The 11,306-nt window shown below is 68.2% G+C and carries 11 protein-coding genes; 4 read left to right on the forward strand and 7 right to left on the reverse strand.

Features of this window, described 5'->3' with window-relative positions; translation table 11 throughout:
• Nucleotides 1–17: 17 nt before the first annotated feature.
• The 6 genes from ADY59_RS13725 to ADY59_RS13750 form a co-directional block, all read right to left on the reverse strand.
• The gene (locus ADY59_RS13725; RefSeq protein WP_049562158.1) at nucleotides 18–1,478 is read right to left on the reverse strand and encodes an NAD-dependent succinate-semialdehyde dehydrogenase; all 1,461 of its coding nucleotides are present in this window, start codon (nucleotides 1,476–1,478) and stop codon (nucleotides 18–20) included.
• Between the two features lie 83 nt (nucleotides 1,479–1,561).
• Entirely contained in the window at nucleotides 1,562–2,629 is a 1,068-nt protein-coding gene (locus tag ADY59_RS13730; RefSeq protein ID WP_197093621.1) for an ABC transporter ATP-binding protein, read from the reverse strand.
• An 8-nt stretch (nucleotides 2,630–2,637) separates the two neighbouring features.
• Nucleotides 2,638–3,705: an ABC transporter ATP-binding protein gene (locus ADY59_RS13735; RefSeq protein ID WP_049562160.1), complete on the reverse strand. Its 1,068-nt coding sequence runs from the start codon at nucleotides 3,703–3,705 to the stop codon at nucleotides 2,638–2,640.
• Nucleotides 3,705–4,616 (reverse strand): carbohydrate ABC transporter permease, encoded by a 912-nt coding sequence (locus ADY59_RS13740; RefSeq protein ID WP_049562161.1) that lies wholly within the window; start codon nucleotides 4,614–4,616, stop codon nucleotides 3,705–3,707. Before ADY59_RS13740 ends, ADY59_RS13735 begins: the two co-directional genes overlap by 1 nt.
• Nucleotides 4,616–5,482 carry a carbohydrate ABC transporter permease gene (locus ADY59_RS13745; RefSeq protein WP_197093622.1) on the reverse strand — a complete coding sequence of 289 codons (867 nt, stop codon included), beginning with the start codon at nucleotides 5,480–5,482 and terminating at the stop codon, nucleotides 4,616–4,618. Before ADY59_RS13745 ends, ADY59_RS13740 begins: the two co-directional genes overlap by 1 nt.
• Before the next feature lie 80 nt (nucleotides 5,483–5,562).
• Nucleotides 5,563–7,200, reverse strand: coding sequence for an extracellular solute-binding protein (locus tag ADY59_RS13750; protein WP_197093623.1), 1,638 nt, complete (start codon nucleotides 7,198–7,200; stop codon nucleotides 5,563–5,565).
• A 104-nt stretch (nucleotides 7,201–7,304) separates the two neighbouring features.
• Here ADY59_RS13750 and ADY59_RS13755 point away from each other — a divergent pair, with 104 nt between their 5' ends.
• From ADY59_RS13755 to ADY59_RS13765, 3 genes are all read left to right on the forward strand, one after another.
• Nucleotides 7,305–8,048, forward strand: a complete 744-nt coding sequence (locus ADY59_RS13755) for a GntR family transcriptional regulator (RefSeq protein WP_049562163.1) — start codon at nucleotides 7,305–7,307, stop codon at nucleotides 8,046–8,048.
• A 91-nt stretch (nucleotides 8,049–8,139) separates the two neighbouring features.
• Nucleotides 8,140–8,709: a DJ-1/PfpI family protein gene (locus ADY59_RS13760; protein WP_049562164.1), complete on the forward strand. Its 570-nt coding sequence runs from the start codon at nucleotides 8,140–8,142 to the stop codon at nucleotides 8,707–8,709.
• A gap of 19 nt (nucleotides 8,710–8,728) precedes the next feature.
• The gene (locus ADY59_RS13765; RefSeq protein WP_049562165.1) at nucleotides 8,729–9,550 is read left to right on the forward strand and encodes an alpha/beta fold hydrolase; all 822 of its coding nucleotides are present in this window, start codon (nucleotides 8,729–8,731) and stop codon (nucleotides 9,548–9,550) included.
• On the opposite strand, the gene ADY59_RS13770 is transcribed toward ADY59_RS13765, so the two are convergent.
• Nucleotides 9,544–9,948 carry a hypothetical protein gene (locus ADY59_RS13770; RefSeq protein WP_049562166.1) on the reverse strand — a complete coding sequence of 135 codons (405 nt, stop codon included), beginning with the start codon at nucleotides 9,946–9,948 and terminating at the stop codon, nucleotides 9,544–9,546. The genes ADY59_RS13765 and ADY59_RS13770 overlap by 7 nt on opposite strands.
• A gap of 104 nt (nucleotides 9,949–10,052) precedes the next feature.
• On the opposite strand from ADY59_RS13770, the gene ADY59_RS13780 reads away from it, so the two are divergent.
• Nucleotides 10,053–11,275, forward strand: a protein-coding gene (locus ADY59_RS13780; RefSeq protein ID WP_156325478.1) for an IS3 family transposase whose coding sequence is annotated in 2 segments (ribosomal slippage) — nucleotides 10,053–10,362 and nucleotides 10,362–11,275 — 1,224 coding nt in all. Because the reading frame shifts where the segments join, the coding sequence is not laid out codon by codon here.
• Nucleotides 11,276–11,306: the final 31 nt, after the last annotated feature.

The raw sequence follows: 11,306 nt of genomic DNA on the forward strand, positions 1-11,306 counted from the left end.
CCACGGGTGGAGGCCGGTCATGGTAGGTCGATGGCCGCGTAGGTGACGTCGAGGTACTCAAGGATGCCCTCGTGCGACCCCTCCTTGCCGATCCCGGACTGCTTCACGCCTCCGAACGGAGCTGACGGGTCCGAGATCAGACCGCGGTTGATGCCGACCATCCCCGTCTCCAGCCCCTCGGCGAACCGGAGCGCCCGCTGGAGGTCACGGGTGAAGACGTATCCGACCAGGCCGTGCTCGGTGTCGTTGGCCTTCGCCAGCACCTCGTCGTCGGACGTGAACGAGATGATCGGCGCCACCGGGCCGAAGATCTCCGCCTCCAGCATCCGCGCGTCTTCGGGCACGTCGACGAGGACCGTAGGCGGGTAGAAGTGGCCCGGCCCATCCGGACGCTCGCCGCCCACCAAGACACGGGCGCCGCGATCGACCGCGTCGGCGACGAGCTCGTCGATCTTGGTGACCGAGGCCTCGTCGATCAACGCCCCGACGTCCACGCCGTCGTCGAGGCCATGGCCCACCGAGAGCGCGCCCATCCGCTTGGCGAAGCGCGCCGTGAACTCCTCGCGCACCGGTTCCTCGACGTAGATCCGGTTGGCCGCGATGCAGGACTCCCCGATGTTGCGCATCTTGGCCACCATGGCACCGTCGAGCGCGACGTCCAGGTCCGCGTCGGCGCACACGATCAAGGCCGCGTTGCCGCCCAGTTCCATGGAGGTGCGCAGCACGTTGTCCGCCGCCTGTCGTAGCAGCACGCGCCCGACCTCGGTCGACCCGGTGAACGAGAGCTTGCGGGTCCGACGGTCGGCCAGCAGTGCTGAGACCACCTCGCCGGCACGCGTGGTTGTCACGACGTTGACGACGCCCGGGGGAACGCCGACCTCCTCCATGAGGCGGGCCAGGAACAGCATGGTGAGTGGCGTCTGGGCTGCCGGTTTGGTGATCGTCGTGCAGCCCGCCGCGAGCGCAGGAGCGATCTTGCGGGCACCCATGGCCAACGGAAAGTTCCAGGGCGTCACGAAGACGCACGGTCCGACCGGCTTCGGCACGGTGAGGATGCGATATCCACCGGCGGGTGCGGTGTTGTAGCGCCCCCCGACGCGCACCGCCTCCTCGGCGAACCAACGGAAGAACTCGGCGCCGTAAGCCACCTCTCCCCGAGCCTCGGCGAGCGGCTTGCCCATCTCCAGCGTTATCAGCCGGGCGACCTCCTCGGATCGCTCGGTCAGTGCCCGGTACGTCGCGGTCAGCAACTCTGATCGTTTTCGCGGCGGGGTCGCCGCCCAGTCCGCCATTGCCTTGCTCGCCACGTCCAGAGCGGCGAGCCCGTCAACGACGCCGGCGTCCGCCACCTCGGCGATGGTCTCGCCGGTGGCCGGGTCCTCGACGACGAAGGTGGCTCCGCCGGCGGCGTCGCGCCAGGCGTCGCCGATCCGGAGCCGCCGGTGCTCGGGGGCCAGGACGTTCATCGGGTCACTCATGGCGTCGCCTCCTGTGATGTTCATGGTGATGTCCAGCGTGACCTCAGCGATCGGGCGCGTGTTGACGTAGCCGCCCTGCGCTGTTACCTCCCGGCCTCGGACAGCGCCAGCCCGGTGCCCGCATCGAACAGGTGCGCACGATCCAGGTCGACCGTGACATGCAGCCGCTCACCAGGTGTACCGGTGACGGTGGGTCGTGCCTTGACCTTGAGGATCTCCGTCCCCACTCGGACGTCGACCACCGTTCGGTCACCGAGCGGCTCAAGGCCGTAGAGCTCACCCGACAACGACGCGTCCCCACGCTGCTCGACGGACAGGTCCTCCGAGCGCAGGCCCAGCAGCAGCGGACGGCCGTCCTCGGCCGTGGTCCAACGGGGCCGCGGCAGCGTCCAGCCTTCCGCCCCGATCAGACGATCTCCCTCTGCGTGGCAGGCGAGCAGGCTGATCGGCGGGCTCCCGACGAAGCCCGCGACCCACTGGTTGGCCGGACGCTCGTACACCTCGGTCGGCGTACCGACCTGTTGCACCTTCCCCTCCTTGAGGACCGCGACCTGGTCGGCCATGGACAAGGCCTCGACCTGGTCGTTGGTCACGTAGACGAAGGTTCCCCCGAGGCTTCGGTGGATGCGGGTGAGCTCGGTGCGCATCTCGACGCGGAGCTTGAGGTCGAGGTTCGTCAGCGGCTCGTCCATGAGAAACGCGCGCGGGCTACGGACCAGCGCCCGTGCCAGGGCGACACGCTGCATCTCGCCGCCCGACAACTGCGCGGGACGGCGCTGCAGCAGACGTTCGATGTGCAGCAGGCTCGACATCCGCTCGACGGCAGCGGCGATCTCGCTCGAAGAGCAGCGGCGTGCCCGCAGCGGCGAAGCGATGTTCTCGTACGCCGTGCGTCGCGGGTAGAGGGCGTAGCTCTGGAAGACCATGGCCAGGTCGCGTGCGGCGGGGGTGTCACCGGTCGCGTCCCTCCCGTCCAGATGCACCGATCCGGCGTCGAGCTTGTCAAGGCCGGCGATGGCTCGCAGGGTCGTCGTCTTGCCTGCCCCGGAGGGCCCGAGCACGACGAAGAACGAGCCGTCCGGCACGTCCAGCGTCACCCCGTCCAGGGCCTGGACTTTGCCGAAGGACTTGCGCAGCCCGTGCACTGCCACGGTTCCCATCAGGCCACCAGTTCTTCCGTGCTCACGTCGTAGACCGCCGGGGTCCCACCGGCGTGCCGCAGCCCGACCGGTGCGTCAGCGGTGAAACGGACAGTCGGTGGCATCCGGACCCGTACGTCGCGCCGGCCGCCGTGGTCGACCACGTAGATGATCTCGTCGCCCAGCCACTCCGCCGAGATCACGCGGGCCGGGACCGAGCGTTCCGCCCCTGGTTCTGTGACTTCGAGTGCCTCCGGCCGGACGCCTGCCACCAGGCGACGGTCGCGCGGCAGGTTCGGCGGTGGCGTGAGGACCAGTCCGCTGTGACTGCGCAGCTGCCCGTCGGCCACCTCCACCTCGATCAGGTTCATCGGCGGGGAGCCGATGAACGCGGCGCAGAAAAGACTCGCCGGACGGTCGTAGACTTCCAGCGGCGTGCCGATCTGCTCGACGCGGCCCTTGTTGAGGATGGCGATTCTGTGACCGAGCGACATCGCCTCGACCTGGTCGTGGGTGACGTAGACCATCGTCGTCCCCAGCTCCCCCTGCAGGTGCTTGATCTCCGTGCGCATGTCCGCCCGCAGCTCCGCGTCCAGATTGGTGAGAGGTTCGTCCATGAGGAACGCGCGCGGTCGACGCACCAGGGCGCGGGCGAGCGCGACGCGCTGCTGCTCCCCGCCGGACAGCCGGTGCGGTCGCCGGTCCAGGAGCGGGCCGAGCCGCATCAGCCGGGCGGCCTCGTCGACCCGCTCGTGCACCTCCGGCTTGGGCAGTCCCTCGGCCCGCAGCGGGAACGCCAGGTTGTCGCGGGTTTTCAGATGCGGGTAGAGAGCGTAGAACTGGAACACCATGGCGATGTCGCGCTCGGCGGGCGGCAGGTCGTTGACCAGCGTGTCGCCGATGCGGATGTCGCCCGTCGTCTGTCTCTCCAGGCCGGCTATGGCCCGCAGCGTGGTCGTCTTGCCGCAACCCGAAGGGCCGAGCATCACGAACAGCTCGCCGTCGCCGATGGACAGGTCCACGTGATCAACTGCGACCGTGCCGTCCGGGTAGCGCTTGTGCAGGGCGGTCACCTCGATGCCCGCCATCAGCGTCGCACCGCCCCGAGCGTCACACCGGCGACGAGGTGCCTGCGCACCAGGTAGGCGAAGGCGAGCACCGGTAGGGCGAACACCACGGAGGCGGCGGCCACGAGACCCCAGTCCACGGTGGTTCCACCGATGAGGCCGGCGATGGCGGGTGGGGCCGTACGCACGTTGTCGCTGGAGGTGAGGAAGATGGCGAACACGAACTCGTTCCACGAGAAGATGAGTGCGAAGACCGCCGTCGCGGCGATGCCGGGCAGGAGCAGGGGAAGGGTGAATTTCCAGAACGCCTGCAAGCGGGTGTAGCCGTCGAGCATGGCGGCATCCTCGTACTCGGCGGGCACCTCGTCGACGAACCCCTTCATCATCCAGATCGTGAACGGGACGTTGAACGCGGCATAGATGAGGATCAGGCCGAGCTTGGTGTCGATGAGTCCGACTTGGCGGTACATGAGGAAGATCGGGATCACGACCACCACGGGCGGCATGAAGCGGGTGGACAGGATGAAGAACAGCTGGTCCTTCTTGGCCTTCATGGCGAAGCGTGAGTAGGCCCAGGCCGCCGGGACCCCCAGCACCGTGGCCAGCACCGTGGAGACCCCGGCGACCACGACGGAGTTGAGGAACGAGACGGACAAAGCCGAGCGACCGCCGCCGGAGGCGGCGAACACGTCCCTGAAATGGTCCATGGTGACCTTGAAGTCGAAGAACTTGGCCGGGATGGCGTAGACGTCCCGGTTCTCCTTGATGGACGTCTCGATCATCCACAGCGCGGGGAAGAGCATCACGACGGCCAGCACGGCCAGCAGCGCGACCTCCAGCACGGCGCGGCCCCGGCCGCCACCGCGGCGTGCGGGGCGCGTGTGATCCCGGGCAGGACCTGTGGACACGGCCTCGTCGATGGAGCCGGCCATCAGTCCTCCTTCAGCTTGTTCAGGTAGCGCAGGTAAAGCTGCGTGAGGACGATGACTACGAGGACCATGAGGATCCCGTACGCCGAGGCGGTTCCGGTGTTGAAGCCCAGGAACGCGACCTTGTAGACGTGGAACGACAACGTCTCGGTGGAGACGCCCGGACCTCCGCTGGTGAGGATGTAGACGAGGTCGAACAGCCGGAATGCCTCGATGGCCCTGAACAACACGGCGATGAGGAGCAGCGGCCACACCAGCGGAAGAGTGATGGTGCGGAACCGGAACCACTCGGACGCCCGGTCGATCGAGGCGGCCTCGTACAAGTACTTCGGGACCGCGGTGAGGCCCGCGAGTGCGATGAGCATGATGAACGGCGTCCATTGCCAGGTGTCGACCACGATCAGGGAAATCAATGCCGTTCGCTGCTGGGTGAGCCACTCCACCTGCCCCAGGCCGAGCGAGCCGAGCATGCTGTTGATCACGCCGAATTGCGCGTCGAGCATGAATCGCCAGAACAGCCCGACCACGACCGGCGACAGCATCATCGGAACCAGGAACAGAGTGGTCAGCAGGCCGCGTCCGTGCGTGCGCCGTGAGATCAGGTAGGCGATGGTGAAACCGAGCACGGTCTGCAGGGTGACCGCGCCGATCACGTAGAGCAACGTCGTATAGGTCCTCAGGTGGACCTGCGGCGAAGCCAGGATGGCGGTGTAGTTCCCGAACCCGATGAAATGGGCGGGCCCCCCGCGGGTGGCCGAGTAGTCGGTGAACGACAGGTACAACGCCCACAGCAACGGGAACACCGACATCGCGAGCAACAGCAGCAATGCTGGGGAGATGAAGGCCACGGTGAGCCAGCGGTCGCTCAAGCGGTGGGACCGGCCCGGTGCAGGCGGCGTCGCAGCCGCCACCTGCCCGGGATGGTCGGTCGTCAGAGGGGCGGAGTTGCTCACAGTCCGCCGCCGCCCTTGCGGCTGCCGGAGTTGAGCACGCCCTGCTGCTCCTTGGCGATGTCGTCGAGCGCATCCTTCGGCTTCTTCGCGCCGTTGAGAGCCGCGTTCACGTTGGTGTTCTCAATGTCGACGAGGCGCGCGTACTCGGGCACGTTCCACATGTCCCGCATCCGCGGAACCGAGTCGGTGTACACCTGGTTGAACGGCTGGGCATCGAGGAACTCGGGCGACTCCAGGGCGTCCGTACGCGATGGCACGCCACCAGCGGCGGCCCACTTCTTCTGGATGTCAGCCTGCTCGAACCACTTCATGAAGTTCAGGGCCTCCGCCTGGTTCGGCTTGGCGGAGTAGGCCGACACGTGCATCCCCATGCCGCCGAGAGGCACCAGGTTCGTCTTCTGGCTCGGCAGGGTGGCGAAACCCAGCTTGTCGAGAATCTGCTCCCGCGAGGTGCCGAGCGTCGACTGCTTCGGGTCAAGCAGGCCGCCGCTCGCGGCGATCCAGTTGAACGCGATGCATGCCTTGCCCTGGGCGACCGCCGCGTTCACCTCGTCGATGAACCAGTTGCCGGAGCCCTTGGCGGTCAGCGGCTTCATCTTGTTGACCAGGACGTCCATCGCCTCCTGGCCCGCAGCGTCGTTGAGGACGCCCTCGATCTTGCGTGTCTTGGGGTCCCAGAGGTTGCCGCCGTAGACGCCGTTGACCGTGTTGTAGGTTACGGCCGCGGCGTCGGAGCCGTTGGCCTGGTGGAAAGCCAGCCCGCTGACGCCGGGGTGGTCCGCCTGGCACTTCTCGGCGACTGAGATCATCTCGTCCCAGGTCCGCGGCGGCTTGTCGCCGATCAGGTCCTTGCGGTAGATCATCGTCCACGTGTCGCCGAGCAGCGGCAGTCCGTACAGGCTGGCGTTTTCGTCGCGCTTCCCGGTCTCCGCCTGGGGGAACTGGCCGTAGGCCGCCAGGAGGTACGGGTCGTAGGCCTTGACGTCGATGTTCTTCTTGACGAAGTCGGTGAGGTCGAGGATGTTGCCGTTCGTCACGGCCTCGCCGATGTGTTGCGAGTCCAGGATCGGGATGTCGAAGTCGGTCTTGTGCGCTGCGAACTGGGTGAACATCGCGTCGTGCCAGTTCGCGTTCGGCACGGTGTTGACCTTGACGGTCACGTTCGGCCGCTCCTTGGCGTACTCCGCGTTCGCGAAGGCTTCCAGCGCGTGGGCGGGGGGCCAGTCGAACCAGATGAAGCTGAGGGTCAGCGGGTCCTTGGTGAGCTCCGGGATGGTCGCCGGCGCCTTGGGGGCGCTCGCGTTCGCGCCGTCGTCCTGGCCGCAAGCCGCCATGGTCGTGGCCACCAACATGGCCGCCGTCGCCAGTCGCACCTTTCGACGGGGAACGGGCAGTCGTCCTGTTCGCTTTGGATACCGCATCTTCTTGCCTGCTTTCTGGGTGGGGACCTCTGGAGCCTTGCTGCGTGCTTCGCCGAGCAGTTGCTGGGGCTTCAAGCAGTCGAGAAGTTCTTCGGTCCTTCGCGGCCCGGTGGCGAACCGGGCAGGACGTCGAGCATGCTCATAGGAGCTCCAACTGATCGAAGCGGAGCGATGATGGGCGGTTCCCCCCGAGGAGTGAAGGATGGCCAGCATCCGCCACCTTTCCTATATGATCCGGGTGGGAGCGTCAACATCCCGCAGCATTGCGACCGATGTCAACCGATTCCCGAAGACCCAAGAAAGGACCTCACCTCCCGATGGACGACGAAGCGATGATCGCGCCGCGCCGTGGGGCCATGACGGACGGAGTGCCGCCGGGAAGATCTCGCGGCCGGCTGGCCGACGAGGTGTACGACACGCTGCTCGGACAGCTGATGTCGCTACGGATCGAGCCTGGCTCCCGCGTCACGATCGACGCCCTGGCGCGAGAGCTGGGGGTCTCGCAGACGCCGATCCGAGACGCTCTGAACCGCATGGAGGCCGAGGGCCTGGTCGTGCGGGTGCCCCATGCCGGCTATCACATCCCCCCTCAAATCACCCGTCAGCGATTCGAGGACATGCTTGAGCTGCGCCTGCTCCTTGAGCCGGCGGCGGCGCGCAGATCCGCCGAACGCGCATCCTTGCAGCAGGTGGCGGGCCTGCGACGAATGCTGGAGGAGATGGCGGAGCTGGAGGGGGGCGGCGGGCTCATGGCCTATGGCGCCTTCGGGCTGCGCGACGCCGCCTTTCACGATCTCGTCGCCCTGAGCGCGGAGAACCAGGTCATCCGCGAAGCGCTCGCTCGCCTGCACACGCACGTGCACCTGTTCCGGCTTGCCCACGACACCCAGGTCACTCACTTGGCCATGGCCGAGCACGAAGAAATCCTGGCCGCGATCGCCGCGCGTGACCCCGACGCCGCCGCCTATGCCATGCGCCGGCACATCCTGCGGTCCGGCGAGCGGTTCCGGCGATTGTTCGACGAGCGCAGGGGCGCGGACGAAATGGCGGCGGAGGCTTGACGGGCGGGGCCGGGCCGGGGAATGCTCTGAATCGTATTGGATCGGATCGGATCGTATCCACCTCACCCGCCTCAGATGCGAGGAGAAGCAGGTGCCCAGAGCGCTGCTCCTGACCGGCGACGCCGCCGAGGAGCTCGACACCATGTATCCCTACTATCGCGTACAGGAGGGCGGCTGGGACGTCGACGTCTCGTCACGGACGATGCGTGACATTCAGCTGGTCATCCACGAGTTCGACCCCAACTCCGACGCCTATGTGGAGAAGAACGGCCGCAAGCTGCCGGTCGACGTGCCCTGGGCCGAGGTCGACGTCGAGCGCTATGACGCCCTCATCATCCCTGGTGGACGTGCCCCCGAGTGGATCCGGGTCGACGCCGACGTCAGGCGCATCACCGAGCACTTCTTCGCGCGCAACCTCCCGATCGCGCTGGTGTGCCACGGCGCGCAGGTGCCGGCGGTGTACGGGCTGCTGAAGGGTCGCAAGACGGCGTGCTTCCCTCCCATCACCGGTGACATGGAGAACGCGGGCGCGACGGTCATCGACGCTCCCGACGTCGTGGACGGCAACCTCGTCTCCTGCCGGGGGTGGCCCGACATGCCGCAATTCGGCAGGGCGATGATGGAGGTCTTCTCGAAGTCCGTCAACTCCGCATCGGCATGAGCGCACCCGGCCTGACCCGGTGACGGCTTTTCGGACCGTCACAGTCGACGGCTCCCCCGTCCACGTCCTGGAGAGCGGCACCGGGCCCGCGGTGCTGATGCTGCACGGCTCCGGACCCGGTACGACCGGATCCGGCGCCTGGGCGACGACGGCCCGGGCGCTGGGCACGTCCTGGCGCCTGGTGGCTCCTGACCAGGCGGGGTTCGGCCGTACACCGATCCCGGCGGGCTCCAGGGGTGGGCTCCGGCTGTGGACGGAGCAGGCCGCGGGCCTGATGGACGCTCTCGGCGTCGAGCACTACGCCGTGGCGGGCCACTCCATGGGCGGTGCCGTGGCGCTGGCGTTGGCGGCCGCGCGTCCCCGGCAGGTCACCCGTGTCGTGGCGGTCTCCACGATGGGCGCACCCGGGGCGCCGCTGTCCGCGGAGCTCGACGCGATCTGGGCCGCTCCCGCCGGCCTGCCCGGGGCACGGGACATGTTGAGTCGCCTCGTCCTCGATCAAGCCCTCGTGACCGAGTCGGCCGTCGCCGCCCGTGCAGCCGCGATGCGAGCGGGGGCGGCCGCATTCGCGTCGTTGTTCCCTCCGCCCAGGGCGCGCTGGGCCGACGATCTCACCCTCTCTGCGCAGACGCTGGCAAGGGTCCGCGCACCCGTGCTGCTCGTCCATGGCGCCGAGGACCGAGTCACCCCGCTCGGGACGGCAGCCCTGCCCCTGCTCGAACACCTGGCCGATGTCCGTCTGCACGTGCTCGGCCGATGCGGGCACGTGCCGGCGCTCGAGCACCCGCACGACTTCGGGCGCCTCCTGTCGTGCTTCCTCGGCCGGGAACGAGGTCACTGATGGTGAAGCCGGCTTGATCCGCGCAGAAGCGGGCCATGGGCGCCGTCGGAGCCGGCATGGACGGTGTGGATCTCCTCGGCCAGTGCCTGGTCGGCCGCCTCACACGCGGCACGGGCCCCGGCGCCCTCTGCACAGGATGAAACGGACCGTCGCCCGTGACGACGGGCCACGGTCCGCGCCTCGGCCAGGATCAGGTACGGGTCGGGGGGGCGAGGTGCAGCGGAACGAATACGTACGCCAAGCCTGTTCTCGCAGGTCACCTGTGGCGGTTGAAGGCGGGATCTACCGAACATGACGATCACCCGCTCGGAGGCGCGTGGCTGGGCGGCCAGGGTCACTGTCTGCGCGGCCGCCTGGTCGTGGCCGTGGCGCAGCTCGTGGTAGATCGCCTGGATCATCAGCAGCTCGGCCGGCCCAGGTCCGCGTCACCAGCGGGTCTTTCCCCTTGAACGTGGACACCTCGGAGACTGGATCTTGAGGTCCAGGGGAAGAGATGTCCCTGATGGTGATGAAGAACTACCCGCCCGAGTTTAAGGCCGACGCGGTGGCGTTGGTGCTGTCGAGGCCGGACCGGACGATCACGTCGATCGCGCGTGATCTCGGGGTCAGCCGCGAGACGCTGCGGGTCTGGGTACGCGCAGCACAGGCCCGGAGCGAGGGCGGGCACGTGGCCGGCGGAGCCACGGCTGGCAAGGACACCTCGGCCGGGCCCGTACCCTCGGACGACGTGCTGGAAGAGGAGAACAAGCAGCTCAAGGCGCGAATCCGGGAGCTGGAGCAAGAGCGGGACATTCTGCGCAAGGCGGCCAAGCTTTTCGCGGGCGAGACAAACTGGTGAACCGCTTCCAGTTTGTTGAGGATCACAAGGCGCTCTACGGGGTGAAGCGGTTGTGCCGGGTGCTGCAGGTGTCACGCTCGGGCTTCTACCGATGGCTGAAGGGCGCGGCGGCGCGGCTGGCCCGCCGCCAGGCCGACGCGCAGTTGGCCGAGCGGGTGCGGCGGATCCATGCCGAGCATGACGGCACCTACGGCTCGCCCCGGGTGACGGCCGAGCTGCGCGCGGCCGGGATGATGGTCAACCACAAGCGGGTGGAGCGGGTGATGCGCGAGCACTGCATCGCCGGCTTGCGGCTGCGCAAGAAGGTCCGCACCACGGTCCCGGAACCGGACGCGGCGCCGGTGCCGGACCTGATCCAGCGTGACTTCACCGCCGGGCGGCCGAACACCCGCTACGCCGGCGACATCACCTACCTGCCCATCGGCGGTGGCCGGTTCCTCTACCTGGCCACCGTGGTGGACCTGTGCTCGCGGCGGCTGGCCGGTTGGTCGATCGCCGATCATATGCGCGCCGAGCTCGTCGTCGATGCGCTGCAGGCCGCGGCGCAGACCCGGGGCGGCCGTCTGGACGGCGCGGTGTTTCACAGCGACAACGGGGCGCAGTACTGCTCGCGGGAGTTCGCGCGGACCTGCCGCCGGCTCGGCGTCACCCGCTCGCGCGGTGCGGTCGGCACCAGCGCCGACAACGCCGCGGCCGAGTCCTTCAACGCGAGTCTGAAACGCGAGACACTGCAGGGTGCGCGCCACTGGCCCGACGCCCGCACCGCCCGCCTGGCCGTCTTCCGCTGGATCACCCGCTACAACACGATCCGGCGGCACTCCCGGCTCGGCCAGCTCAGCCCGATCGACTATGAGAAGACGACAGATAGCCTGAGGTCTGCCGCCTGAAATCGGTGTCCTCGTTCGAGGGGGAAGCCCC

The sequence above is a fragment of the Nonomuraea sp. SBT364 genome, from assembly GCF_001083785.1.
Classification (GTDB): domain Bacteria; phylum Actinomycetota; class Actinomycetes; order Streptosporangiales; family Streptosporangiaceae; genus Nonomuraea.

Bases quoted from the DNA above. Each gene is read 5' to 3' on its own strand.
- ADY59_RS13725 (WP_049562158.1), bottom strand. From the start codon at position 1,478: ATGAGTGACCCGATGAACGTCCTGGCCCCCGAGCACCGGCGGCTCCGG.
- ADY59_RS13735 (WP_049562160.1), bottom strand. From the start codon at position 3,705: ATGGCGGGCATCGAGGTGACCGCCCTGCACAAGCGCTACCCGGACGGC.
- ADY59_RS13750 (WP_197093623.1), bottom strand. From the start codon at position 7,200: ATGCTGGCCATCCTTCACTCCTCGGGGGGAACCGCCCATCATCGCTCC.
- ADY59_RS13740 (WP_049562161.1), bottom strand. From the start codon at position 4,616: ATGGCCGGCTCCATCGACGAGGCCGTGTCCACAGGTCCTGCCCGGGAT.
- ADY59_RS13755 (WP_049562163.1), top strand. From the start codon at position 7,305: ATGGACGACGAAGCGATGATCGCGCCGCGCCGTGGGGCCATGACGGAC.
- ADY59_RS13770 (WP_049562166.1), bottom strand. From the start codon at position 9,948: ATGATCCAGGCGATCTACCACGAGCTGCGCCACGGCCACGACCAGGCG.